This window comes from Trueperella bernardiae (genome assembly GCF_001469025.1).
In the GTDB taxonomy this organism is placed as follows: domain Bacteria; phylum Actinomycetota; class Actinomycetes; order Actinomycetales; family Actinomycetaceae; genus Trueperella; species Trueperella bernardiae.
The window spans coordinates 290,346-316,622 of the sequence record NZ_LNIZ01000001.1 but is presented as its reverse complement, the minus strand read 5'-3'; the positions used below and the strand labels follow the sequence as shown (position 1 = coordinate 316,622).

The 26,277-nt window shown below is 67.2% G+C and carries 21 protein-coding genes; 2 read left to right on the top strand and 19 right to left on the bottom strand.

Annotated features, from left to right (window positions below; genetic code table 11):
• Positions 1–142 precede the first annotated feature (142 nt).
• The 16 genes from carB to AQZ59_RS01350 all read right to left on the bottom strand — a co-directional run bounded on the left by carB (position 143) and on the right by AQZ59_RS01350 (position 18,440).
• On the bottom strand, positions 143–3,409 hold the full coding sequence (gene carB, locus AQZ59_RS01425) for a carbamoyl-phosphate synthase large subunit (RefSeq protein WP_062612443.1): 3,267 nt from the start codon (positions 3,407–3,409) through the stop codon (positions 143–145).
• Positions 3,409–3,798 (bottom strand): carbamoyl-phosphate synthase domain-containing protein, encoded by a 390-nt coding sequence (locus AQZ59_RS01420; protein ID WP_062612442.1) that lies wholly within the window; start codon positions 3,796–3,798, stop codon positions 3,409–3,411. The genes carB and AQZ59_RS01420 overlap by 1 nt, the downstream gene beginning before the upstream one ends.
• A gap of 55 nt (positions 3,799–3,853) precedes the next feature.
• Positions 3,854–4,294 (bottom strand): transcription antitermination protein NusB, encoded by a 441-nt coding sequence (locus tag AQZ59_RS01415; RefSeq protein ID WP_062612440.1) that lies wholly within the window; start codon positions 4,292–4,294, stop codon positions 3,854–3,856.
• Positions 4,295–4,350: 56 nt separating this feature from the next.
• Positions 4,351–4,908, bottom strand: a complete 558-nt coding sequence (gene efp, locus AQZ59_RS01410; protein ID WP_062612438.1) for an elongation factor P — start codon at positions 4,906–4,908, stop codon at positions 4,351–4,353.
• Between the two features lie 89 nt (positions 4,909–4,997).
• A complete protein-coding gene (locus AQZ59_RS01405; protein WP_070808030.1) occupies positions 4,998–6,890 on the bottom strand; it encodes a heavy metal translocating P-type ATPase in 1,893 nt (630 codons plus the stop codon).
• An 81-nt stretch (positions 6,891–6,971) separates the two neighbouring features.
• Positions 6,972–7,502: a nucleoside/nucleotide kinase family protein gene (locus AQZ59_RS01400; RefSeq protein ID WP_062612436.1), complete on the bottom strand. Its 531-nt coding sequence runs from the start codon at positions 7,500–7,502 to the stop codon at positions 6,972–6,974.
• Entirely contained in the window at positions 7,499–9,049 is a 1,551-nt protein-coding gene (gene aroB / locus AQZ59_RS01395) for a 3-dehydroquinate synthase (protein WP_062612434.1), read from the bottom strand. Before aroB ends, AQZ59_RS01400 begins: the two co-directional genes overlap by 4 nt.
• Positions 9,049–10,260, bottom strand: a complete 1,212-nt coding sequence (gene aroC, locus AQZ59_RS01390) for a chorismate synthase (protein WP_062612432.1) — start codon at positions 10,258–10,260, stop codon at positions 9,049–9,051. The genes aroB and aroC overlap by 1 nt, the downstream gene beginning before the upstream one ends.
• Before the next feature lie 43 nt (positions 10,261–10,303).
• Complete coding sequence (locus tag AQZ59_RS01385) at positions 10,304–10,858, bottom strand: prepilin peptidase (protein WP_062612430.1); 555 nt, start codon at positions 10,856–10,858, stop codon at positions 10,304–10,306.
• A gap of 77 nt (positions 10,859–10,935) precedes the next feature.
• On the bottom strand, positions 10,936–11,604 hold the full coding sequence (locus tag AQZ59_RS01380) for a hypothetical protein (RefSeq protein ID WP_062612428.1): 669 nt from the start codon (positions 11,602–11,604) through the stop codon (positions 10,936–10,938).
• Positions 11,601–12,752 (bottom strand): endolytic transglycosylase MltG, encoded by a 1,152-nt coding sequence (gene mltG / locus AQZ59_RS01375; RefSeq protein ID WP_152994705.1) that lies wholly within the window; start codon positions 12,750–12,752, stop codon positions 11,601–11,603. Before mltG ends, AQZ59_RS01380 begins: the two co-directional genes overlap by 4 nt.
• A 1-nt stretch (position 12,753) precedes the next feature.
• Positions 12,754–13,212, bottom strand: a complete 459-nt coding sequence (gene ruvX, locus AQZ59_RS01370) for a Holliday junction resolvase RuvX (protein WP_062612426.1) — start codon at positions 13,210–13,212, stop codon at positions 12,754–12,756.
• Positions 13,213–13,215: 3 nt separating this feature from the next.
• On the bottom strand, positions 13,216–15,882 hold the full coding sequence (alaS, locus tag AQZ59_RS01365; RefSeq protein WP_062612424.1) for an alanine--tRNA ligase: 2,667 nt from the start codon (positions 15,880–15,882) through the stop codon (positions 13,216–13,218).
• Between the two features lie 57 nt (positions 15,883–15,939).
• On the bottom strand, positions 15,940–16,299 hold the full coding sequence (locus tag AQZ59_RS01360) for a DUF948 domain-containing protein (RefSeq protein WP_062612422.1): 360 nt from the start codon (positions 16,297–16,299) through the stop codon (positions 15,940–15,942).
• 63 nt (positions 16,300–16,362) lie between these two features.
• On the bottom strand, positions 16,363–16,983 hold the full coding sequence (rpsD, locus tag AQZ59_RS01355) for a 30S ribosomal protein S4 (RefSeq protein ID WP_062612421.1): 621 nt from the start codon (positions 16,981–16,983) through the stop codon (positions 16,363–16,365).
• Between the two features lie 122 nt (positions 16,984–17,105).
• Positions 17,106–18,440 (bottom strand): replication-associated recombination protein A, encoded by a 1,335-nt coding sequence (locus AQZ59_RS01350; RefSeq protein WP_062612419.1) that lies wholly within the window; start codon positions 18,438–18,440, stop codon positions 17,106–17,108.
• A gap of 118 nt (positions 18,441–18,558) precedes the next feature.
• Between AQZ59_RS01350 and AQZ59_RS01345 the strand changes: the two genes are divergently transcribed.
• Positions 18,559–21,048 (top strand): MMPL family transporter, encoded by a 2,490-nt coding sequence (locus AQZ59_RS01345; RefSeq protein WP_062612417.1) that lies wholly within the window; start codon positions 18,559–18,561, stop codon positions 21,046–21,048.
• Here AQZ59_RS01345 and AQZ59_RS01340 read toward each other — a convergent pair.
• From AQZ59_RS01340 to aspS, 3 genes are read right to left on the bottom strand one after another with little or no spacing between them, the layout of a single operon-like run.
• The gene (locus tag AQZ59_RS01340) at positions 21,032–22,162 is read right to left on the bottom strand and encodes a hypothetical protein (RefSeq protein ID WP_152994704.1); all 1,131 of its coding nucleotides are present in this window, start codon (positions 22,160–22,162) and stop codon (positions 21,032–21,034) included. The genes AQZ59_RS01345 and AQZ59_RS01340 overlap by 17 nt on opposite strands.
• Positions 22,159–22,902 carry a GNAT family N-acetyltransferase gene (locus AQZ59_RS01335; RefSeq protein WP_062612413.1) on the bottom strand — a complete coding sequence of 248 codons (744 nt, stop codon included), beginning with the start codon at positions 22,900–22,902 and terminating at the stop codon, positions 22,159–22,161. The genes AQZ59_RS01340 and AQZ59_RS01335 overlap by 4 nt, the downstream gene beginning before the upstream one ends.
• Positions 22,903–24,717, bottom strand: coding sequence for an aspartate--tRNA ligase (aspS, locus tag AQZ59_RS01330; protein WP_062612412.1), 1,815 nt, complete (start codon positions 24,715–24,717; stop codon positions 22,903–22,905). It lies immediately after the preceding gene.
• A gap of 157 nt (positions 24,718–24,874) precedes the next feature.
• On the opposite strand from aspS, the gene AQZ59_RS01325 reads away from it, so the two are divergent.
• Positions 24,875–26,275, top strand: a complete 1,401-nt coding sequence (locus AQZ59_RS01325) for an MFS transporter (protein ID WP_068538323.1) — start codon at positions 24,875–24,877, stop codon at positions 26,273–26,275.
• The last annotated feature ends 2 nt before the right edge of the window (positions 26,276–26,277 follow it).

Sequence of the window (26,277 nt, the reverse complement as noted above, 5' to 3'; positions counted from 1 at the left end):
TATAGCGTTCATGGCGCTAAATTGGGCGGATTTTCCAGTATTTTTCATAGCTGTTTCATAACAATTGCGTTCCCGCAGGTCAGCGCGTCACGCATCCGCCCATATGTTGGAAATCGGACATGTCGGCCACGTGTGGGGTCCGCTATTTGGACGCATGGTGCTCCTGCAAGGACATGATCCCGAGATTCTGGCTGCACATGTTCTTGATCGCCTGCACGGCCGCGGAGAATTCTGAGATCGTGGTCATGATCGGCAGGTTCGCCGCCGTGGTCGCCGCACGGATGGAATAGCCGTCCGCACGCGCCCCCTGCGTGTTGGGGGTGTTAACCACCATGTCGATGGCGCCGGAGGTAATGAGGTCGACGACGTTGACCTCGCCCGCCTCCGACAGCTTGGCCACCGGCTTGGTGGGGATCCCATAGCGGTCGAGAACGTGGGACGTGCCCTTGGTGGCGTAGATCGTAAAGCCCATGTCCACCAACTGGAGGACGGGGAAGATCATCGTGGCCTTGTCCCTGTTCGACACCGACACGAACACCCCGCCCTCGGTGGGAAGCCCGCCGTAGGCCGCGCTCTGGGACTTGGCGAAGGCCGCCGGGAAGGTCGAGGCGATGCCCATGACCTCGCCCGTCGAGCGCATCTCGGGCCCGAGCACCGTGTCGACCACCGTGCCCTCCTTCGTCATGAAGCGCTTGAACGGCAGCACGGCCTCCTTGACCGAGATCGGGCTGACCAGGTCGAGAACGCGGGCGTCGACGTCGGGAAGCGCACCCTCGGTCTTGAGGTCGGCGATTTTCTCGCCCATCATGACACGGGTTGCCGCGGGCGCAAGCGCTACGCCGGTGGCCTTCGAGACGAAGGGAACCGTGCGCGAGGCGCGCGGGTTGGCCTCGATGACGTAGAGCACCCCGGACTGGATGGCAAACTGAATGTTGACCAGGCCCACCACGCCGACCCCGCGGGCAATCGCCTCCGTGGCCGCGAAGATCCGGTCAATCATCGCCTGGGACAGGGTGAGGGTGGGTAGCACGCAGGCCGAGTCTCCGGAGTGGATGCCGGCCTCCTCGATGTGCTGCATGATCCCGCCGAGGAAAAGCTCGTCGCCGTCATAGAGGGCGTCGACGTCGATCTCGGTGGCGTCGTCGAGGAAGCGGTCGATAAGGAGCGGGGAGGACGCGCGCGAAGCGTCGGTCTTCTCCGACTCGTGCCTGGCCAGGTATTCGTCCAGTTCCTCGCGTGAGTACACGATCTGCATGCCGCGCCCGCCCAGCACGTAGGAGGGGCGCACGAGCACCGGGAAGCCCACCGCCTCGGCGACCTCCACCGCCTGCTGGTCCGACATCGCCGTGCCGTACTCGGGTGCCTGCAGGCCACCCGATTCGAGCACCGTGCCGAACAGCTTGCGGTCCTCGGCCATGTCGATCGCGTCGGGCGTGGTGCCGACGATCGGTAGGCCCGCGGCTTTGAGGTCCTGCGCCAGCGACAGCGGGGTCTGCCCACCGAGCTGCACGATGACGCCGGCGATGGGGCCTGCCTTGAGCTCTGCGTGGTAGGCCTCGAGCACATCCTCCAGGGTGAGCGGCTCGAAGTAGAGGCGATCGGAGATGTCGTAGTCGGTGGAGACGGTCTCCGGGTTGCAGTTGACGATGATCGTCTCGTAATCCTTGAGCGCAAACGTAGCCTGCACGCACGAGTAGTCGAACTCCAGGCCCTGGCCGATCCGGTTCGGCCCCGAGCCCAGGATCATAACGGCCGGCCTCTCGCGCGGCATGACCTCGCACTCCTGCTCGTAAGTGGAGTACATGTACGGGGTCGACGCCTCGGCCGTGCCCGCGCACGTGTCCACCATCTTGTACACCGGGTGAAGGTTGTAGGCCCAGCGCACTTCGCGAACGGTCGCCTCTGAGATCCCGCGGATCGCCCCGATCTGCTGGTCAGAAAAACCGTGCCGCTTGGCCTTCGTCAGGACATCGGCGGTGAGGGCCTCGGCCTGCGTGATCTCGCGGGCGACGTCGTTGATGAGCACGATCTGGTCGAGGAAGAGCGGGTCGATCGCCGTGGCCTCGTTGATCTTCTCCACGCTCGCCCCGCCGCGCAGCGCCTGTTGGATCTGGATGATGCGGTCCTGGGTGGGGCGCTTAATCGCCTCAAGGAGCGCGGGCACGTCTACCTCGCCCTCCCAGTGGAAGACGGCGCCTTTCTTGTCGATCGAGCGCATCGCCTTTTGCAGCGCCTCAGTGAAGTTTCGCCCGAGCGCCATCGCCTCGCCCACCGACTTCATCGTGGTGGTCAGTGTGTCGTCCGCCGCCGGGAATTTTTCGAATGCGAAGCGCGGCACCTTGACCACCACGTAGTCCACCGCCGGGTCGCCAGCCGAGAGCGGTTCGCCGGTCATGTCGTTCGTGATCTCATCAAGCGTATAGCCCACCGCAAGCTTCGTGGTGATCTTCGCGATCGGCACGCCAGTTGCCTTGGAGGCCAGCGCCGAGGAGCGCGAGACGCGCGGATTCATCTCAATGACCACCATGCGCCCGGTCTCCGGCTCGATCGCCACCTGGATGTTACAGCCTCCGGCCGCCAGGCCCACCTCGCGGATGATCGACATGCCGAGTTCGCGCACCGCCTGGTACTCGGCGTCGGTCAACGTGAGCGCCGGGGCCATGGTGATCGAGTCGCCGGTGTGAACACCCACCGGGTCGAAGTTCTCGATCGAGCACACGAGAATCGCCACGTCGTTGGCATCGCGGATAACCTCGAGCTCGATCTCCTTCCAGCCCAGGATCGACTCCTCAAGCAGCACCTCGGCGGTGGCTGAATAGCGCAGGCCGCTGCCCACGATCCGGTCGAGCTCGGTCTGGTTGTGGGCCAAGCCAGACCCGAGCCCGCCCATGGTGAAGGACGGCCGGACGACGAGCGGGTAGCCCAGCTTCTCGGCCGCCTCGTGGCACTCCTCGAGGGTGTGGGCGATATAGGACCGGGCGCTCTCCCCGCCGCAGGCTTCCACCACGTCCTTGAAGGCCTGGCGGTCCTCGCCCTTGCGGATCGCGTCCGCGTCTGCGCCCAGGAACTCCACGCCGTACTTGGCAAACGTGCCGTCGTCAGCCAGCGCCATCGCGGTGTTGAGCGCTGTCTGCCCGCCGAGGGTGGCGAGCACGGCATCGGGACGTTCCTTGGCGATGATCTGGGCCACCACATCGGGCGTGATCGGCTCGACGTAGGTGGCATCCGCCATGTCCGGGTCGGTCATGATGGTGGCCGGGTTGGAGTTGACTAGCACCACCCGGTAGCCCTCGTCCTTAAGCACGCGGCAGGCCTGCGTGCCCGAGTAGTCAAACTCGCAGGCCTGGCCGATGACGATCGGGCCCGAGCCGATGACGAGGATCGATTCGATGTCGGTGCGACGTGGCATTAGTTCTCCTCTGAAACGATGGTGAGCGTGGTGGTGCCGCCGCGGACGCGGCGCATGATGGCCCGGGTGTCGACCTCACGGATGCCGACGACGCCGTCCGCGCGCAGCCGCTCCTCCAGCTCGGCCACCGCGAAGGCGGACGACGAGCGCGGGACGGGATCTCGCGCGATGAGTCCGGCCGCCGTGAGCGGCCCCTCCCCCGTCAGGCCCGTGTTGCCCACGTGCGGGGTGGTGACCAGCACGATCGCTCCCGCACTGTCACGCAGTGCCTGCTCGTAGCCCGTGGCCGAGGAACAGACGACCACGCGCCCGCTCACCGTCCCACGCGCGCCGTAGGCCAGTCCGCGCGCCTCCGTCCCATCTTCGAAGATGATCCTCGCCGTGCTCATGCATCCTCCATTCATAAAAAAGGACGCCGGCCACATGACCGGCGTCCTAACGCCTTTACGGTTCGGGATGATGTCCCGTGACCGGCAACTGTTCGATGTCGTCATTCAAGCCGGCGGTTTCACCGGCGCGGATCTCGCCAATCCTATTGATCACGCCCATGAGGAACGGGACCGCCCGATCCGTGGAGATGTCCCGGGCCAGAGACTTGACCTCGGAGGCCACCACGGGCAGGTCCACCCCTAAGAACATGAGCTCGGTGGCCCCCACGCGGAGCAGACAGCGATCCACGATCGACATGCGCTCGATCGACCACTTCGGTGATGCCGCCTCGATCATCGAATCGACGTCGGCGGCGTTATCGGCGTACGTGGAGACGATCGTGACCCCGTAGTCCCCGATGGGGACCATGTGGGTGGACACGACCCGGCGCTCCTCGAGGAGCGCGCGCAGGTCCGTGCCGCGAAGATCGGACTCAAACAGCACGTCGAGTGCCATCTGCCGCTGAAGGGACCTACCCTTCCGCTTGGGATTGGGGCGAGAGTTGTTGTCCATTAGGCGCGGTTCAGGTACTCGCCGGTGCGGGTATCAACCTTGACCTTGGTGCCCTGCTCGATGAAGAGCGGCACCTGGATCTCGTAGCCCGTCTCGAGGGTGGCCGGCTTGGTGCCCGCGTTCGAGCGGTCGCCCTGCAGGCCCGGCTCGGTGAACGTGATCTCGAGGACCACCGAGGAGGGCAGCTCGATGAAGAGGACCTGGCCGTCGTGCATCGCGATGATGACGTTCTGGTTCTCGAGCATGTAGTTCTTGGCGTCCCCCACCACGGCCGCCGACACGGGCAGCTGCTCGTAGGTCTCGAGATCCATGAAGATGAAGTCTTCGCCGTCATTGTACAGGTATTGCATGTCGCGGCGGTCAACCGTGGCCGTTTCGACCTTGACCCCGGCGTTCATCGTCTTGTCGACATTCTTACCCGACAGGACGTTGCGTAGCTTGGTGCGCACGAAGGCGGGGCCCTTGCCCGGCTTGACGTGCTGGAACTCCACCACCTGCCACAGCTGGTTGTCGATCTTCAGGACCATGCCATTCTTGAGGTCGTTCGTCGTTGCCACGTTTATCCAATCTTTGTTTGGCCGTATCTCGACACAAGTTTAGCGTGCATGCCCCGCATTTCCGCACCCGTATCGTGTGGCATTGCGCGCTATGCTACCGGGGCGGGCCGTCTGGCGCCGTGAGCGGCCTCCCGTTTTTTCTCGACGACGACGCCCGCCGACTCGCACCCGTCCAGCTTGCGTTCCGCCCGCGACGGGCGCGCGGCCAGCAGTGCCCACAGGATGCAGGCCAGGTCCACGAGCTCCTGCATCCAGGCGCCCACGAAGGCGGGCATGACACCGGTGGCGCCGATAAGCATGAGGACCACGGAGAAGGCCACACCAATCGCGATGGCCTGCCAGGCCACCCGCATCGTGCGCTTACCAACCAGGAGGAGGCGGGCGAGCCGCGAGAGGTCGTCGAGCATGATGACGACGTCGGCGCTCTCCACCGCGGCCGCCGATCCGCGCGCGCCCATCGCCACGCCCACGTCCGCCGCCGCGAGCACGGGGGCGTCGTTGACGCCGTCGCCCACCATGAGCACGGGCTTGGGGCCCATTTCGGTCACCGCGCGGACCTTGTCTTCGGGCAGGAGGCCGGCCCGTACGTCGTCGATGGCGAGCTCGCCCGCTACGCGCCGGGCTGTGTCCTCCGCGTCCCCGGTCAGCATGACCGTGCGCTGCACGCCCATGGCGCCGATCGCCTCGAGCGCGCCCGGAGTCTCGGGTCGGATCGGGTCGGACAGCTCGACGTGACCGGCCAGGCCGCCGTCGACGGAGACGAAGATCGCCGTAAATCCGGGGCGGACCTCGACCGGCGCGGACGCGTCGGTGTCCATGACGAAACCGTACTTGCCCACCTTGACCTGGCGCCCCTCGACCTGGGCAATGACGCCCTGGGCGGGGACGTCGCGCGCCTGCTCGGGCTCGGCCACGTCATCCGCGGCCGCCACGATCGCCTGCGCGAGCGGGTGGGAGGAGTAGAACTCGGCGCTCGCGGCGAGGCGGAGCATGCGTTCGGGATCCTCGCTCACCACGTTCGTGATCTCCGGCTCACCCTTGGTCAGTGTGCCGGTCTTGTCGAAGGCGACAGAGGAGACCTTGGCAATCTGCTCGATCGTGCCGGCGTTCTTGATGATCATGCCGCCGCGGGCCGCGCGTGACATGCCGGCCATGAAGGCCACCGGCGCCGCAATGATGAGCGGGCACGGGGTGGCCACCACGAGCACCTGGGCAAAACGCATCGGGTCGCCCGTGGCCGCCCACGCAGCCCCCGCGATGATGAAGGCGATGATGGTGAAGGGAAGGGCCACTCGGTCGGCCAGCCGCACGAACGGCGCCTTGGACTCGCGCGCCTCGGTAACGAGCGAGACGATGCGCTGGTACTGGGAATCGGCCGCGACAGCTCGGGCCCGGACCTCGATCGCGTCTGCGTCGTTCATCGAGCCCGCGAGCAGCGTGTCACCCGCGCGGCGTCTGACCGGCATGGACTCGCCCGTCAGCTGACTCTCATCCAGCAGCGCCGACTCCGACAGGAGCACGGCGTCCACCGGCACCGCCTCGTGCGGGCGGACCACCAGCTCGTCGCCCACCGCCACCTCATCGACGTCGATCTGTTCGATCCCGCCGTCCGCCTTGCGGTAGGCCACGGTCGGCGCGCCTTCGAGCAGGGCCGTCAGCTCCGCGCTCGCCCGGCCCTCGGCATAGTCCTCGAGCGCCTCGCCGCCGGTGAGCATGAGGCACACGACGAGCGCGGCCCAGTACTCGCCCACCGCCACGGTGGAGACGATCGCCGTGACCGCGAGGATGTCGATGCCAAAGCTGTGCTCCCTCAGGGTGTCGATCATGCCCTTGAACTGCAGAGCGGCGATGAGGAGCGCCACCGCGGAGGCGATCACCTTGGCGGCAGGCTCGTTGCCCATCGCGGTGAGCACAACGCCGACAGCCGCGACCACGGCGATAACTGCCACGAGCGGATACTGGGAGACAAACTTCTTGGCCATACCCCTATCGTATTCTGGAACGACTCCAGTAACAACGAAGGTAAGGCGGCCCTAGTGTAGGTAAACCTAAACGAAGCCCTGCTAAACGAGCCCCACGAGCTCCTTCGCCAGCTCGGCCACATCTCGCCGTGTTGTATCATATATGCGGTCCGCGACGGCATCGTAGACCTCGTCCCGAGCGCCCAGCATAAGCCGGAACTCCTTGCGCGGCATGACCAGAGTGGCCGAGCGCTGGCCGATGAGCCCGTTGCGAGTGACGAGCGTGGACAGGTCGGCCGTCAGCTTGACCACCGTGCCCACACGCAGGCGCTCGCGGACAGGCACGTGCTCGGGGTCATCCAGCGAGTCCCCCAGCGCGTCCGAGGGGATAGCCAGCGCCCAGCGGCCGGCCGGGTCGGAGTCGACGTCGTCAAGGAAGTCGGACAGCGCCTCGGCAACGAGCACCTTGCGCTGCTCCGGGGCGAGCAGTACGTAGAAGTCCTCGAGCGAGTAGCCGTGCGCGGCCGCGACCGCGGCGTCGACGTCGGCGGCCGTGAAGCCGAGCTTGGCGAGCTCGCCCACGACGGCGGACTTGCCCGTGCCCGGGGCACCGATGAGGAAGATCGCACTCACAGGCCCACCTCCGCAAAGGCGACGTCCAGCTGCTCGGGCGTGGGGGTGAGGATCTCGGGCACGCCAAGTTCGCGCAGGACGACGAAGCGGAGCTGGCCGCCGCGCACCTTCTTGTCCGAGGACATTATCGCGAGCAACTCCTCGCGGCTCGCGCCCGCGTACGTGGTGGGCAACTTGAGTGCGGCGAGGATCTTGCGGTGATGCTCGGCCAGGCCCGCGGGCCCCACCCCGGCGGCCTCGGCAAGGGCTGCGGCAAACACGCAACCGATTGCCACCGCCTCGCCGTGACGCACCCGGTAATCGGAGGAGGCCTCGATCGCGTGGGCCAGCGTGTGGCCGTAATTAAGGAACTCGCGCTGGCCGGACTCGCGCAGGTCGTCCGAGACGATGTCGGCCTTGACCTGGACACTGCGGGCGATGAGCTCGAAAAGCTTCGCCTCGGCGTCGCCGGCCTCAATAATGCTGAGGATCTCGGTGTCGGCGATCATGCCACACTTGGCCACCTCACCCATGCCAGCGCGCAGTTCACCGGCGTCGAGCGTGGCGAGCGTATCAACATCGCAAAAGACGCCGAGCGGCGGGTGGAACGCGCCCACCAGGTTCTTGCCGTGGGCGGAGTTGATACCCGTCTTGCCGCCCACGGCGGCGTCCACCATGCCCAGCAGCGTGGTGGGCACCTGGATGACGGCCACGCCCCGCAGCCACGTGGCGGCGAGGAAGCCTCCCAGGTCGGTGGTCGCTCCCCCGCCCACCGCGATGACCACGCCGTCGCGCCCAAGGTGGGCATCCCCGGCGGCGTGCCAGCCGCGCTCGAGGACCTCGGCCGTCTTCGCCTCCTCGCCCCGCGGAATGATGAAAGCCGAGGACGGGATGTCGGAGATCGTCAGCTCGGTGATGATCGGCTCGGCATACCGCGACACGTCCTCGCCGTAAACGACCAGCGCCCGCGACTTCGTGGTCGCAAGCTTGACCACGTCCGAGGCGAGCGCGTGCCCGATCACCACCTCGTAGTCCTGACCCGCAACGGCAATGCGCCTGTGGGGAGCCTCCAAGTAATTCACCACCTCATCAACGACGCGGGCCACCGGGCGCGCGTCAGACAAAACAACGTAATTGGCGACGCTATGGTAGAGAGTCGAGCGATGGCGGCGCAGGTTCTTGATCTGGCCCGCCGGATCCTTGCGCAGCAGCGGGCGCACGGTCCGCGAACGGCTCACCCGCCGGGTCAGCTCCTCGTCGGTGGCCTCGATGAGGACGACGTGCTGGTCGGCCAGCAAGCGGCGCGTACGCTCGTGGAGCACGGCCCCGCCGCCGAGCGCGAGGATGCCCTCGAACTCGTGGCTGGCCCACTCAATCGCGTCGGCCTCGATCTCGCGGAACGCGGCCTCCCCCTCGGACTCAAAGATCGAGGGCACGGAGCGACCGGTGCGCTCGGCGATGAGCTCGTCCGAATCGCGAAATTCGAGGCCGAGCGCGGCGGCGACCCGCCTGCCTACAGTCGACTTGCCCGCCCCGGGCATCCCGATGAAGATCGCGCGAGGTCCCATTACCTTCGAACCTCGTCGATCGAGGTCCACCACGAATCCAGGTTGCGCCGGATCTCGGCCAGCGAGTCCCCGCCGAACTTCTCCACGAGCGCCTCGGCGAGCACGAGCGCCACCATCGCCTCCGCAATCACGGCCCCGGGCACCACGGCCGTGGTGTCGGAGCGCTGGTGGAGGGCCCTGGCCACCTCGCCCGTGGCGGTGTCGATCGTGCGCAGCGCGCGCGGCACTGTCGAGATCGGCTTGTAGGCCACGCGGGCCACGATCGGCTCGCCGTTCGACATGCCGCCCTCAATGCCGCCGGCCCGGTTTGTCAGCCGCGCCAGGTGCCCGGCCTCGCGGACAATCTCGTCATGCGCGGCCGACCCGCGCCGGCGGGCCGTCTCAAAGCCGTCGCCGATCTCCACTCCCTTCACCGCCTGGATCGACATGAGCGCGCCGGCCAGCCGCGCGTCCAGGCGATCCTGCCCGCGCACGTGCGTGCCCAGCCCTTGAGGCACGCCCCAGCCCACCACTTCGACGACGCCGCCCAGCGTGTCCGCGTCCTTCTTCGCCGCGTCCACCTCGGCACGGAAGGCGGCGGCCAGTTCGGGATCCAGCTGGCGCACGTCGCACTCGTCGAGCGTGGCGGTATCCTCCGGCGTGGGGAGCGTGAGGTCCGAACCGCGCACGGAGCCGACCTCCACCACATGAGAGACGATCTCAACGCCCGCCGCCTGGCGCAGCAGCTGCTTTGCCAGCTCGCCGAGCGCCACCCGGGCCGCCGTCTCGCGGGCCGAGGCCCGCTCGAGAACGGGGCGTGCCGAGTCGAAGCCGTACTTGTTCATCCCCACGAGGTCAGCGTGCCCCGGGCGCGGCCGGGTGAGCGGCTTGTTCCGGGAGACCTCCCGTTCGTCGCCCGTACCGGCGTCGATAAGGAGGGCCTCAGGCGGGACCGGGTCGGCGCTCATCACCGTGGACCACTTGAGCCACTCCGAGTTGCCGATCTCAAGCGCGATGGGCGAGCCAAGCGCCTCGCCGTGGCGGATCCCGGACAGGATCGTCAGCTCATCCTGCTCGAATTTCTGCCTGCTGCCACGCCCGTAGCCGAGCCGTCGCCGCCACAGCGCGTGCTTGATGTCCTCACTGGTCACGCGCACGCCCGCCGGCATACCCTCGAAGAGGGCCACCAGTGCCGGGCCATGGGACTCACCTGCCGTACTCCACCGAATCATGCCCCCTATTGTGCCATCTTGCGCCGCCCGGTGCCCGGGGCGCTCACGCGATGGCAAACGTAAGGAAGGACCCAGCCACGAGCCAAGGTCCGAGCGCGTGGCGGGAGCGCAGCGTCACGCGAGCAAACAGCGAGCGGGCGAGCACGTAGAGCACGTGCAGAACGAAGCTGGCGCAGATCATGTACAAGGCGCCGAGCGGGTTCCAGATCGAATTGAACAGGCTGAGCGCCACGATGAGCCGCGCGTCCCCCATGCCCATGAGCCGCCCGCGCGAAAAGACCGACACCGCGAACATCGGCACCGCCACCGCCGCGCCGACCGCCAGGCCCCGCCACGGCGCTCCCGCCGCCACGAAGGCTAGGACGGCGATCGCGCCCGCCAGGTGCGTCCAGTTCTTCAGCAACACGTGGTGCCGGGCGTCGATCACAGCGTTGATGGCCAGCGGCGGGTAGAACAGCGCGGCGCAGACGGCCGGCAGCCACCACTGCCCCTGCCAGGCCCAGGCAAGCCCTGCCGTCCAGGCGGAGGCGAGCGCGCTCGCCACCACCACGAGCGCGGCCTGGCGGTTCGTCATGGAATCGTAAAGGAGCGGATGCATGCCCTCAGGCTAGCGATTCGCGCACATCAGCCGCGAAGTTCTCCACAGGCCCGGCGCCGCTGGTATCCCGCCCTTGATTACAGGGCGAGGATCTCGGCCTGCTCAACGTTCTTGCCCGTCAGCACCCGGATTTGGTCCTGTCGCTGGCGCGCTGTGACCTCCGCTGCACCGATCACCCGGCAGTCTGCTTCCGCCCACACACCGGCCAGGTCCACCACCACGCCCGGAGCCACCTCGGGCCGCTCAGCCACTGTCTGGACCAGCAGGTCGATCTCGTCCGCAAGCGCTGCGGGCCGCACGAGCTCGACGTCGACGTTCATCTTGTGCGCGGCGCTCACTGCCACTCCAGGGGCATCCGCCGCGATGAGGACCTGGTAGCGGTGCTGGACGAGGGCCGCCACCGAGCATGCCGCCGCCGCGCCCGAGCCCACGATGACTGCCCGGCGCGTGCCGCCGCCGGAATGCACTCCGAGATGGGCATCGAGCGTCCGCCCGAGCGCGCCCGGCAGCGCGGCGAAGCCCACCGCCATCCGGGAGGCGCCCATCGGCTGGAAGGCGAGCGTGTCGATCGCGCCCACGCGGGACGCGAGTCCGTCCACGACGTCGCACTCCTCCCTCAAGTCAGGGGCGGCCTCGATCTCGAAGGCGAAGCCGGCGCCGGGAAAGTCGAGGTTGACGGCGCCGAGCTCGGCCACCTCACCGGCAAGCCGAAACGGTGCCGGGTCGAGCCCGATTACCCCGATCAATTGTCGCTCTCGGACTGGGCGGCATCCGGGTGATCGGCCACCCACTGGCGGAGCTCTTCGACATTGGCGTTGTGCTCATCGAGGCTGGAGGCGAACTTCGTCTCGCCCGTATCCAGGTTGACGGTCACGAAGTAGAGCCAATCCCCCGCCGGCGGGTTCGCCGAGGCCTCGATGACCTCGATGGACGGGTTGGAGATCGCGGTGGGCGGAAGGCCCGCGTGGAGGTAGGTGTTGTACGGGTTGTCGTGCGCAAGGTCCTCGCGGCTGGGCACGCCGCCGGACTTGCCCACGCCATACAGCACGGTCGAATCCATCTGGAGCCTGCCATTCACCTGGCCCGAATCGTTCAAGCGGTTCTCGATGACGCGGGCCACCTGGGCGTAGTAGTCCGGCCAATTGACCTCGCGCTCCACGATCGAGGCCACGATGATCGTACGCGCCCACTTCTCCTGCGGGATCCCCGAGGAGCGCAACTCACTCACGCGCTTGGACACCATCGCGGACAGCGCTTCCTTCGCCGTCGTATCAGGGGCGAACGAGAAGGTGACTGGCGAGAGCCAGCCCTCCACGTTGCCGTTCGCCTCCGCGGGCAGGCCCAGCCCCTCGGGATCGGCCAGCGCGGCCTCGATCTCCGCCGCGTCGTAGCCCATGACGTTGACCAGGCGGTCCGTCACCTGCTGGAGGGTAAAGCCCTCCGGGATCGTCACGTTCAGCTCGGCCCGCGAACCCGGGTCGAGCAGGCTGACAAGCGCCGCCACCGCCGACATCTTCGACTTCATCCGGTACGAGCCAGCCTGGATCGACGACGCACGGCGATCGGCCTGGAACGCGTCTACAAACGCGCGCTCGGAGGCGACGACGTCGGCCTCCACGAGGATCGCGGCAATATCCCGGCCGGTCGAGCCCTCGGGAATGGTCACGATGACCTCACCACTCCCCTCGCCCTCGTAGTCTTGGACGCTCGGCCGATCAAGCGATAGCAGCGACTGCACGTGCGGCAGAGCCACAACGGCCGACATGACAAGCAGAACAACCGCGACGAACGTGACCACGGCCGTGCGCAGGCCCCGCTTGCGCCGCTGCGTGGCGCGCAAACCCGCCTTATTCTTACCCTGCGAATCAGGGAGTTTCTCAAAAAGCTGTGACACGTTATTCCTCCGCAGTCTGCACCAGCTCCGGTACACGACCGCTCATGCGTTCCTGTTCCAGCGCGTTTTCCAAAATGATAACCGCTGCCGCCTGATCCACAACACGCCGATGGGTGATCTCCTTACGCCCGGCCTCGTGCAACTGGCGGTGCGCCTGCACCGTGCTCAGCCGCTCGTCCAGCATCCGCACCGCCACCGGCGCGATCCGCCGCGAGAGCCGGCGCGCCCACGAGCGCGCCTTCTTCGCCGATGCACCCTCCGTACCGTCCATGTTGAGCGGCAGGCCCACGATCACTTCGAGCGCGTCGGCCTCGCGGACCATCTTCGCCACCGCGTCGACGTCGCCCTTGCCGCTACGCAGCGTGGTCACGGGCGTGGCGAGGATGCCCGCCGAGTCGCTTCGGGCGACGCCGATGCGCGCGGCACCGACGTCGACCCCGAATCGAACACCTACCCTCACGGCCTAGCCGATCTGACCGAAGATGGCGCTGAGCGCTTCCTTGATCTTGGCCGGATCCTGGCCGCCGCCCTGCGCCATGTCGTCCTTTCCGCCGCCTCCTCCTCCGAGGATCTTCGCGGCAACCGACACGAGCTTGCCGGCCTTGATGCCGTGCTCGCGCGCGGCCTGGTTCGTGGCGATGACCACCGACGGGCGGCCCTTCGACACCGAGGTCAGCGCGACGACGGCGGGCGCCTCGCCCAGGCGCTCGCGGATCTGGGCGGCGAGCTGGCGCACCTGGTTTGGATCGGCGTCCGTGCCGAAATCGTGGATGACGGCGTTGACACCATTCGCCTGCCGGCGCTGTTCGATGAGCGCGGCGAGGCCGGCGGTCAGCTTCTCGGTGCGCAGAGTCTCCAGGTCCTTCTCCGCCTTGCGTAGCTTGGCCATGAGCGACTCGATGTGCTCGGGCAACTCCTCGGGGCGCACGCGCGTCATCGAGCTGAGCTGGCTCACGAGCGCGCGTTCCTTGGCGCCCTCGGCGTAGGCCCCGCGACCTACCAGCGCCTCCACGCGGCGCACGCCCGAACCGATCGAGGACTCGCCCAGGATGGAGACCAGGCCGATCTCGCCCGTGTCGCCCACGTGGGTGCCGGCGCACAGCTCGCGCGACCAGTCTCCCCCGATCGAGACGACCCGGACCTCCTTGCCGTACTTCTCCCCGAAGAGCGCCATCGCGCCGAGCGTCTTGGCCTCATCCAGGCTCATGATCTGGTCCGTGACCGCGAGGTTGTCCTGCAGCTTGCTGTTGACCTCGGCCTCAATCGCCGACAGGTCGGAAGCCGAAACCTGCGAGCCGTGACGGAAGTCGAAACGCATCCGCGAGGGCGCGTTCTCCGAACCAGCCTGGGTGGCCTCCGGGCCGAGCACCTCGCGCAGCACCTCGTGCACCATGTGCGTGGAGGTGTGAGCGCGGGCGATCTGCTCGCGGCGGTCGACGTCGATCTGACAGTAGACGGCGTCGTCAAGCGCCACCGAGCCCTCGGTCAGGCTGGCGCGGTGGACGAACAAGCCCTTGATCGGCATCTGCACGTCGCCCACTTCGAGCAGTCCGCCGCCCGCCACCGAGATCGTGCCGTGGTCAGCCAGCTGGCCGCCCTGCTCGGCCCAGAACGGGGTCTGGTCGAGCACGACATCGACCTGGGCCGGCGCCTCGGCAAACGGCACAGGCTGGCCGTCCTTGAGAATGGCCACTACCTTCGCCTCGGCGGCGTAGTCCGTGTAGCCGAGGAAGCGGGTTGCACCCCCGGACTCCTCCTCGATCTTGTGGTAAACCGAGGCGTCCACGTGGCCGGTCTTCTTCGCCAGCGCGTCAGCGCGGGCGCGGTCCTTCTGCTCCTGCATGAGGGCGCGGAAGCCCTCCTCGTTGACCTCGACCCCGGCCTCGTGGGCCATCTCGAGCGTGAGGTCGATCGGGAAGCCGTAGGTGTCGTGGAGAGTAAAGGCCGTCTGGCCCGGAAGCTCAGCGCTGTCGGCCTTCGCCTGGCGCACCGCCTCATTGAAAATCTGGGTGCCCGATTCGAGCGTGCGGCGGAAGGCCTCCTCCTCGCCGTAGGCGATCTGGGAGATGCGCGCGAAGTCACGCTCCAGCTCCGGGTAGGACTCCTTCATCACGTTCATCGACGCCGGCAGGAGGGTGGGTAGCGCCATCCCCTCGAACCCGAGCAGACGCACCGAGCGCACCGCGCGGCGGATGAGGCGGCGAAGCACGTAGCCGCGCCCGTCGTTACCGGGGCGGACGCCGTCGCCGATCAGCATGAGCGCGGAACGGACGTGGTCGGCCACGATGCGCATCCGCACGTCATCTTCCTCATCCGCGCCGTACTTCTTGCCCGTCAGCTCCTCGGTGGCGGCGATGACGGGGTAGACCTCGTCGATCTCGTACATGTTCTTCTTGCCCTGGAGCAGGTAGGCGATGCGCTCCAGGCCCGCGCCCGTGTCGATCGCGGTCTGGTCGAGCTTGCCGAGCAGCGGGTAGTCGTTGCCCGTGCCCTCACCGCGCATGAACTCGTCGAACACGAGGTTCCAGATCTCCAGGTAGCGGTCGCCGCCCGGGTCAACGTTGCCGCCCACGGCCTCCGGGCCGAAGTCCGGGCCGCGGTCGTAATGGACCTCGGCGCATCCACCCGCCGGGCCAGGCTGGCCCGTGGACCAGAAGATCTCCTCACGCGGGAGGCGCACCACGTGCTTAGGATCGAGGCCCACCACCTGCGTCAGGTGGTTGTAGGACACCTCGTCCTCCTCCCAGATCGTCACCCACAGGCGGTCCTTCTCCAGGCCATAGCCGCCGTCGTCGACAGGCGTGGTCAGCAAACCGAAGGCGAGGTCGATCGCGCCTTCCTTAAAGTAATCGCCGAAGGAAAAGTTGCCGCACATCTGGAAGAACGTGCCGTGGCGGGTGGTGCGGCCCACGTTGTCGATGTCATTCGTGCGGATGCACTTCTGGACCGAGGCCACGCGCGGGAAGGGTGCCTCCTCCGTGCCAACGATGTACGGGATAAACGGCACCATGCCGGCGATCGTGAAGAGGATGGACGGATCCGGGGACACGAGTGGAACCGACTCGGCGATCTCGTGGTCGTGCTTGGCGAAGTAGTCGAGCCAGCGGCGACGAATCTCAGAAGTACGCATTGAACTCCCATCTCAAAGCGCGTGAGCACATTGGTAGCGTTACAACAACAGAAAAATCTAAAGCTTCTTGGGACCGAAGGCGTCGCGCACCTTCTCCGCCCCCTTGCGCGCGGCGAGGAAAGGCGCGCCAACGGTGGAAGTGACCAAGGTGGTCATCGCCGAGATGTCCTCGGAGGTGCGGGCGGCCGCCTCGGTGATCGCGTCAAGCTTCTTCACCTGCAGGTTGGTTTCGGCCACGGTCTGGGCCGCCTCATCAATCGCCGGGAGGGTGTGCTCAGTGAGCTCCCGCAGCGATTCGGTCATCCGATCGAGCACATCGCACAGCTTGCGCAACGGCTTAATCGAGAAATACACGAGTACGAGGAAACCGAGGGCCGCCAGCACGCCGGCGATCTGTCCAAGAGTAATGTCTGCCATGGGGCTAGCTTATCTGGAAATGACAATGCGCCACGGCTGACCGCGGCGCGTTGTCCAGATAGCTTATCGCGAGTAGTGCTCGACGACCATCTGCACGTCACACGTGACCGGAACCTCGGCACGCTTCGGGCGGCGCACCAGCTCGGCACGGAGCTTGGTCAGGTCAACCGAGAGGTACTCGGGGACGGCGGGCAGGACGTCGGCGTGCTGGCCCTGGGCCGCCACCATGAACTGCGGGGAGGCCTGCGAGCGCGGCTTGATCTGGATGACCTGGCCGGGCTTGACGCGGAACGACGGGCGGTCCACGAGCTTGCCGTCCACGAGGACGTGGCGGTGGACGACCACCTGGCGGGCCTGGGCGATCGTGCGGGCGAAGCCGGCGCGAAGCACGAGGGCGTCGAGGCGCATCTCGAGGAGCTCGACCAGGTTCTCACCGGCCATGCCCTCCATGCGGCGGGCCTCATCCCAGATCTTACGAAGCTGGGCCTCGCGGATGCCGTACTGTGCGCGCAGGCGCTGCTTCTCCTTCAGACGAATCGAGTAGTCGGATTCCTTGACGCGGCCGCGGCCGTGCTCGCCCGGACGGTACGGGCGGCGCTGCATGAGGCGCTCCGCCTTCGGGGTGAGGGCAATACCAAGGGCGCGCGACTGACGCACCGACTTACGGGAACGGTTTCCAGCCATAAATATCTCTCCTGTCTACTCATGGCGTGCAATGCACGGGACCAACAACAAACGGCTAAGGCCCCAGGATGGACTCCGCGTGGGAGTGTCACTTCAACGGAAGCAACCGTGACATGGTAGCACTACTTACCCCGCAAAATCGCCTGGATCCGCTCCAGCCGGGACGTGATATTGGCCTCGTAACCACGATTCAGGGGCTCGTAGTAAGCGGTGCCCACCAGCTCGTCGGGCAGGTACTGCTGGGCGGCCACGCCGTCCGGCACGTCGTGCGGGTAAACGTAGGGGATGTTGCGGCCCGTGGACTGCGCCGCAACCTTCGAGGCCTTGACCGACTGGTCGCGCAGGTGGACGGGCACCGCGCCGATCTTGCCCGCCCGCACGTCAGCGATCGCCTTGTTGATCGCCAGGTAGGCGCGGTTGGACTTCGGTGCGGTGGCGAGGTGGACCACCGCCTCGGCCAGGATGATGCGTGCTTCCGGCATGCCCACGAGCGCCACGGACTGCGCCGCGGCCGTGGCAGTCTGCAACGCCGACGGGTCTGCCATCCCCACGTCCTCAGCCGCGGAGATCATGAGGCGTCGGGCCACGAAGCGCGGGTCCTCCCCCGCCTCGAGCATGCGCGCCAGGTAGTGGATGGCCGCGTCCACGTCCGATCCGCGGATCGACTTGATGAAGGCCGAGATCACATCATAGTGCTGGTCGCCGCCGCGATCGTAACGCACGGCGTAGACGTCAACCGCCGCTTCGACGTCGGCAAGCGTGAGGTGGTCCCCCACCACGGCGGCCTCGAGGATGGTGAGCGAGCGCCGCCCGTCGTTGCCGGCGAGCCGGACGATCTCGGCCACCGCCTCATCCTCAGCCCGTACCTTGCCGCCGTACCCGCGCTCGTCGGTCAGCGCGCGGCGCACGAGGGTCTCGATGTCGGCGTCGGTAAGCGGGTGGAGGGTAAGCAGGAGTGAACGCGAGAGCAGCGGGGAGATGACGGAAAACGAGGGGTTTTCGGTGGTGGCGCCGATAAGGATCACCCAGCCGTTTTCCACCGCCGGCAGCAGCGCGTCCTGCTGGGTCTTGGAAAAGCGGTGGACCTCGTCCACAAACAGGACCGTGTCGGTGCCGTCGGTGACCAGGTGGTCGCGCGCCTCGGCGATGACGGCGCGCACTTCCTTCACGCCGGCCGAGACGGCCGAGATCTCCACGAAACGACGATTGCCCTGGCGCGCCACGAGGTAGGCCAAGGTGGTCTTGCCGATTCCGGGAGGGCCCCACAAGAACACCGAGCTGGGCGCGCCCCCGCGGTCCGGTTCGATCAGCCGACGCAACGGCTGGCCCGGCCCGAGCAGGTGGCTTTGGCCCACCACCTCATCGATCGTGCGCGGACGCATGCGCACGGCAAGCGGCGCGGAGGTATCGGCCGGAGTACCGTCCACGCTCATCGATTGGGAGTCAAACAGATCCATTCCTTCAGCATATCTCCCGCCTCCGACAAACTTGCGCACGCCCGAGCGCGGACGGCGAACTCGAGTGACTGGCGCGGGCGAAGATTGGCATAATAGAGGCACATGGGAAGGTGAGATTATGTTTGATCGGATCGGCCACGCCATCGCGCGCAGACCACACTTCTTCGTCCTCGGTTGGGTCCTTCTCCTGGTCCTCGGCGCCACCTCGGCGCTGTGGGGATTCGGCCAGGGCAACCTGTTCGCGCGGATGCAGTCGTCGGAGTCAATGGTGCCGAATACCGAATCCGACATCGTCATTCAGAAAACGAACGCGGACACGGCCCCCGATTCCTCCGTTATCGTGGTCCAGGGCGTCGACGCCGCCGACGTCTCCACGCAGATCGCCGACTTCCGCGAGCAGCTGACCTCCATTTCCGGTGTCACCGACGTCGTCGACCCCCTCTCGGTTGAGGAACAGTTCACCGAGGGCATCCAGAGGGCCACCGACGACGCCGTCGCCCAGGCCCTCGAGCAGAACCAGGCCACGATCGACCGCGCGGTTCAGCAGGCCCTTGCCCAGGCCGAGCCGCAGATCCAGCAGGCCGTGGACGGGGCGGTGGCCCAGTTCTCCCAGCAGTACCCAGGCGCGCCCACCGACGAGGTGGCCGCCCAGACCCGCGCGCAGGCGAGCGCCCAGGTGGAGCAACAGGCCAGGGAGACCGCCACCGCCCAGATAGAGCAAGGTGCGCGGCAGGCCGTGGCCGAGGAGATGGCGAAGCAGGACAACCCGGCCGACGCCCTGCGCAAGGACGGCGGCTTCGTGGTGAGCGTGGAGGCCGCGGAGGATTCCTCCCCCACCGACGACGTGCTCGCCGCCACCGCCACCTTCGAAAAAGAGATCCAGAAGGTCAACCCGGACGCGCACGCCGACGTCAGCTCCTCGGCCGTTTTCGAGAGCGCGATCATGGAGGTGGTCAAGTCTGACCTCATCACCGGCGAGGCGGTGGGCCTGCCGATCGCGCTCTTCCTCCTCGTGGTCGTCTTCGGCGGCCTGATCGCCGCCGGCATGCCACTCATCGGCGCACTGACCTCGATCGCCACGGGCATGGGGTTGCTGTGGGTGCTGACCCACGTCACGAACGTCGATTCTTTCGTCCTCAACATCATCTCCGTGATCGGCATGGCCCTCTCGATCGACTACGGCCTGCTCATCGTCTCCCGCTACCGCGAGGAGGTCACCGAGCAGCTCGAGCGGCGCGGGCTTGACCCGCACGCGCTTCCCGACGATGTCTCGGGAGTGGTCACGGACGCCGTCGCCGCCACGGTGGCCACGGCCGGCCGCACCGTCTCCTTCTCCGCCCTCACCATCGCCTTCGCGATCTCCGGCCTGGCCGTCATGGAGGCGCCTATGCTGAAGATGATCGCGATCGGAGGCATCATCGTCACCATCCTCGCGGTCTCCACGGCCGTGCTCATGGTGCCAGCCATGATTACGTTGCTCGGCCGCCGGCTCGTGCGCCCCTCGTGGCTCTCGGGCGTGCCCGTCTTCCGCACGATCGTGAAGAAGGTGGGCGACACGGCCTCCGACGAGGGCACCTTCTCGCGCCTGGCGAAGTGGGTCCACCGCCGCCCGTGGCCGATCCTCATCACGGTCACCGCAATCCTCGTGCTCATGGTGATGCCGGTTCGCGACCTCACGATGCGCTCGAACTTCATGGAATATATCCCCGAGCACACGAGCGCCGCCCGCGCCTACGACGGCATGCAGGACTACGAGATCCTCGCCGCCCCCTCCATCACCGTCATCGCCGACACGAGCCCGGACGACGCCGCCAACCTTATCGATCGCATCGAGCAGATCGACGGGGTGGACTGGGTGGCCCCCGCCGAAGCGATGAACGATGGCGAAACCCTCATCAAGTTCCATATGGACGCTCCCGACCAGGTGGGCCCCGAGGTCACCAACGCGGTCAAGGAGCTGCGCGCCTACGACGCCGGCTACGACACGTACGTCGGAGGCGCGGCCGCCCTCCAGCTCGACTTCACGAACTCGATCAAGGACGGCGCGCCCATCGCGGTGACGATCGTGGCGATCGCGGTGCTCATCTTGCTCTTCCTCATGACCGGCTCGGTCATCGCACCGATCAAGGCCCTTGTCATCAACACGCTCTCACTGTTTGCCGGCATGGGCGCCACGGTCTTCGTCTTCGAGCACGGCCTGCTGGGCCTGCCGCAGTCGGTGGGCCTGGAGACCTTCGTGGTCGCCGCCTCCATCGCCTTCGGCCTGGGCCTGGCCATGGATTACGAGGTCTTCCTCATCGCCCGTATCAAGGAATACTGGGACGCGGGTCACGACAACGACACGGCGGTTGAGATGGGCCTGCAGCGCTCCGGGCGCATCATCACCTCGGCTGCCGCGATCATCGTGGCCGTGTTTGTCGGCTTTATCTTCGGCGACATGCTGGCGATCAAGCAGGTGGGCGTGGCGCTGGCAATGATTGTCATCATCGACGCCTCCCTCGTGCGCATGCTCCTCGTGCCGGCCACCATGACGCTACTCGGCAAGTGGAACTGGTGGGCGCCCGCGCCGCTGAAGAAGGTCTACGAGAAGTTCAAGATCGTCCACTGAGGTCGATCTTGGACAGCTCCGTGGGCGTGGCGCAGTAGACGGCGCCGTTTTGCCAGCAGCTGGCCTCGATCACGCGCTCGCCGGTAACGATGTCGAATGTCGCCACCACCGATCCCGAGCCGGTGCCCGCCACGGACACGTAGGGGTAGTCGAGCACGGAGAGCTGGAGGGTTTCGGGCCGGATCGCATCGAAGCGGAGCATCTGCCCGCCCACGATCAGCGCCTCGACGTCGGCGTAGCCGGGGGCCACGGAGTCGGTAAGGGCCTGCTCGAAACCGACCACTCGGGCGTCGTCGAACACAAAGGCGCGGGAGGTATCGAGTGCGTTGGCCTCCTCCACGATCTGCTCGAGCGTGGCGAGCGTCCAGCGCGGGCTGAGGTTCATCGTCAGCGCGGGCGTGGCCTCGAGGCGCGCGGTCTCGTTGCCGTCCAAGTCGAAAAGCGTGAGCACGGTCGGCTCGACGTCGCTGACGGTGATCTGCCCGGCCTCGACGACGACGAAGCCGTCGGCCAGCGGTCGTGCGATCGAGGCGATTCCAGCGGGGTTGAGCCACGGGGAGTCGGTGTCGAGCACGCCCACGTCGAGGAGGCGCTGGAGGGGCTCGGGATAGGAATCGGCGCGCTCGACAGGCGTGCCGTCCGGCAAATAAGAAGTACGCCCCTCGTAGCGAGCGAGCACTTCCCCGCCGAGCTGGTCGATCGGGGCGTCGGCGTCGGCCTCGATGAGCACGACGCCGTCCGCGTCGCCGCGCGCGTAGTAGGCCTTGTCCCCCGCCTGGGCGATGAAGGCTAGGTCGGGCCGGGCGACCGCCTGCCCGTCGCGGCCTACGAAGATCTGGGTGCCGGCCACGCACATCGCGCCCGCGCCGGCAGCAACGCACGATTCGGCCTCGTCGGCGAGCGTCACGCTCCACAGCTGCGTGCCGGAGGTGTCGTAGCCCTCAATGGCCTGCCCGCGGGGGATGACGACGACGTCGCCCAGGTCGGCGAACTGCACGTTGTACAGCCCGCCCACGGGGATCGACCACAGGGCGTCCGCGCCGCCGACCGAGCAGCCGGCAAGCGCGAGGACCACCGCGAGCCCGAGGGGGCTGCGCATCAGCCGAGCGCTCACGTGCCCCTCAGTTCTTCAAACGGCTCGGCGCGCCCGGAGATAATCGCACCGTCGTGGGTGATGCCGAGCCGGGTATAGAGCCGCATCGCGCCCTCGTTCCAGGCCCACACGCCAAACCGAATGAACGCGCCGCGTTCGAGGGCAGCATTGACGGCTCCCACCATCGTCGCTCCCCCATACCCGTTACCCCGGTAGTCGGGGACGGTGCCAAGCCCGTGGAAACCTATCCCTTCCCCGACCTTCTCTGCGCCCATGACGGTGGCGATATTGCCATCGGGGGCGCGCAGGAAGAACCAGTCGAGGTGGTCAAGCTCGCCCACGGCGTCGGAAATCGGGTTGGAAGCAAGCAGGGCGGCGCGAATCTCCTCGCGCACGCCGTCCATCTGGGCGCTGCCCGCAGCACAAAACTCCACGCGATCGCAGTGCTCCACCGGCGCGAGGGGGCGGTCGGCCCAGAAGAAGTCCCAGGCGTGCCCCCAGTTCGGGCCGAAGTGCTCGCGCAGGGGCTCGTCGAGCGCGCCGTAGACCTCGCGGTTGATCATTGTGCGCGCAGGAATAACCCCGCGGCCTGCGAGGTCGGTCAGGGCCGGGATGGCCGACCCGGGCTCACCGTACGCGATGAGCGTGGGGCCGGCCTCCCCGCCAAGTAGCACCAGGCCGAGGCCGGGAGATTCCTCGCGTTCGAGGACCTCCCCACCCCAGGCGTTCAGGCGCCAAAAAGCCGCTGACGCTCCGAGCATCTACTCGGCGTCGGCCTTCTCGGCCTCGCCCTTGTCGGCGTCCTTCTTGGCCTTGGGCTTGGCGTCCACACCGGCCTCCTTGCGCTGCTGCACGGTGATCGGCGCCGGGGCATCCGTGAGCGGGTCCCAGCCGTTGCCGATCTTGGGGAAGGCAATGACGTCGCGAATCGACTTCGCGCCCACGAGCAGAGAGACGATGCGGTCCCAGCCGAAGGCGATGCCGCCGTGCGGCGGGGCACCGTACTTGAAGGCTTCGAGCAGGAAGCCGAACTGCTTGTTCGCGGTCTCCTCGTCGATGCCCATGACGTTGAACACGCGCTCCTGGACGTCGGCGCGGTGGATACGGATCGAGCCGCCGCCGATTTCGTTGCCATTGCACACGATGTCGTAGGCGTAGGCCAGGGCATTGCCCGGGTCCTGGTCGAAGGAGTCGAGCCACTCGGGCTTGGGCGAGGTGAAGGCGTGGTGGACCGCCGTCCACTTGCCGCCACCAACAGCGACGTCGCCCTCCGCCTCGGCGTCGGCGGTGGGCTTGAACAGCGGCGCGTCGACCACCCACACGAACGCCCAGGCGTTGTCGTCGATGAGGCCGCAGCGCTTGCCGATCTCGAGGCGGGCGGCCCCGAGCAGGTCGCGCGAGGCGGCCGGCTTGCCGGCGGCGAAGAAGATGCAATCGCCTGGCTTGGCGCCGGTGGCCTCGGCCAGGCCCTCGCGCTCGGCGTCGGAAATGTTCTTCGACACCGGGCCGCCCAGGGTCCCGTCCTCGGAGATGGTGACGTAGGCCAGGCCCTTGGCGCCGCGCGCCTTCGCCCACTCCTGCCACTTGTCGAACGTGCGGCGCGGCTGGGAGGCGCCACCGGGCATGACGACTGCGCCCACGTATTCGTTTTGGAATACGCGGAACGGGGTGTCCTTGAAGTACTCGGTGAGGTCCACGAGCTCCTGGCCAAAGCGCAAGTCCGGCTTGTCAGAACCGAAGCGTTCCATGGCCTCCTTGTACGGCATGCGCGGGATCGGCGTCGTGAGATCGTAGCCAATCAGCGCCCAGATCTCCTTGAGCACGTCCTCAGCCACCGCGATGACGTCGTCCTGGTTGACGAACGACATCTCGACGTCGAGCTGGGTGAACTCGGGCTGGCGGTCAGCGCGGAAGTCTTCGTCACGGTAGCAGCGGGCGATCTGGTAGTAGCGCTCCATGCCGGCCACCATGAGCAACTGCTTGAACAGCTGGGGCGACTGCGGCAGGGCGTACCACGAGCCCGGCGCGAGGCGGGCCGGCACGATGAAGTCGCGCGCGCCCTCGGGCGTGGAGCGCGTCAGGGTCGGGGTCTCGATCTCCACGAAGTCGTGGCCGTCCAGCACGCGGCGGGCAGCCTGGGAGACCTTCGCGCGCAGGCGGATGGCCTTCTGCTCATACGAGCGGCGCAGGTCGAGGTAGCGGAACTTCAGGCGGGTCTCCTCGTTAACAGAGCCCGCGTCCTCGGCGTGATCCGAGATCTGGAACGGGAGCGGCGCGGAGGGGTTGAGGATCTCGACCTCGATGGCCTCCACCTCGACGTCACCCGTGGCGAGGTTCGCGTTCGCGTTGCCCTCGGGGCGCTCCATGACGGTGCCGGTCACCTTGACCACGAACTCGGAGCGCAGCTCGTGTGCGACCTCCTCGCGGACCGTGACCTGGGCGATTCCAGAGGCGTCACGCAGATCAAGGAAGGCGATCCCTCCGTGGTCACGACGCCGATCGATCCAGCCCGCCAGAGTGACGGTGCTGCCGATATCTTCTTTTCGCAGGGATCCTGCCATCCGGGTACGAATCACGTATACCTCTTTCAATTGTGGTCTCACCCGCGAGACGGGCGGGTGATGTCCTCCCGCGAGACGGGCGGGGAACACGTGGAAAACTCTACGCCGAAGCGGGCTAAGATCACACCTGGCGAGGCGTGCCGTTTCCAACATTGGATCTTACGATCGTGGTGTGAGACAAGCACGAAAGAAGCAGCGAATTAGTCGGAGCCTTGAGCAGTGGCTGGTGATCCTCGCAGTGAGTCTCATCAGCCTGGTCGCCTTCGAGGCCCTCGCCGTGGCAACTGCCATGCCCTACGTGGTCGACATCCTTGACGGGCGCAACCTCTACGCTCTCGCCTCGGGCGTCACGCTCGCCACCCAGCTCATCACCACCGCCTTCGCCGGGCCGTGGTGTGACGCGAAGGGACCGAAAGTTTCCCTGTACACGGGCCTGGCCCTCTTCACCGGCGGGCTGATCGTGGCCACGCTCGCGCCGTCGGTGGAAATCATCGTGCTCGGGCGTGCGATTCAGGGATTGGGCGGAGGCCTCATCGTGGTTCCGCTCTACGTCTTCGTCGGCAACTATGTGGAGCCTGCGCGCCAGCCGCGCATCTTTTCCTCCTTCGCCGCCGCGTGGGTCTTGCCCTCCCTGGTGGGCCCGCTGGTGGCCGGCTTCTTTGTCGAACACCTCAACTGGCGCCTCGTCTTCGGCATCGTGCCCGTGCTCCTCATCCTCAGCGCGCCGGTCATCCTCAAGCAGTTCGGCCGGTTCCCGGACCTGCACGAACACCAGCCGGTCTCCGGCTACAAGCGCACCGTGGCTTTCTCCTCCACGGCCGGCGTGGTGATCCTCGGCATCCAGCTACTCTCCGGACTCAGCGCCGAGGAATTCGACGCAAAGGCGATCGCGATGGTCATCGGTCTGTCGGCCCTCGTGCTGTTCCTCGCCCGCCCGCTCCTGCCGCGGGCCACGTTCCGTGCTCGGCGCGGCCTGCCCGCCACCGTCCTGCTGCGCCTGGCGATCAACGGCACCTACATCGCGGTGGAGGTCTTCCTCCCGCTCATGCTTAAGGAGGTCCATGGCTGGTCCGCAACCCAGGCCGGCATGATCATGACCTTCGGCTCGGTGACCTGGGCGATCGGCTCGTGGGTGAGCGGGCGCGTGACGGACGAACGCTACCGGGCGGCGGCGCCCGTCGTCGGCACGCTCGTCCAGGCCTTCGGCACGGCGGCCACCATCACGGCCGCATCCGCATCGGTGCCCGGAGCTACGGCCCTCATCGGCTGGCTCGTGGCCGGCTTCGGCATTGGGCTGGTCTACCCCGCTCTCACGGTCCACGCCCTTGCACTGACCCCGCCCGAGCGGCACGGGCGCACATCGGCCTCCCTGTCGATCGCCGACACGCTCGGCTCAGCACTGTTCGTGGCCTGGTGCGGCATCATCTACGCCCTCACCCTCCCCCAGGGCCACGCGGCCTTCGTGTGGGTGATCGGCACGATGACCGCGATCTTGGCGGTGGGCGTGTGGGTGGGCTCTCGGGTGCTAGATGTCACCCCTGCGTCGCTGTCGGCCACCACCTCCGAACACTAGAC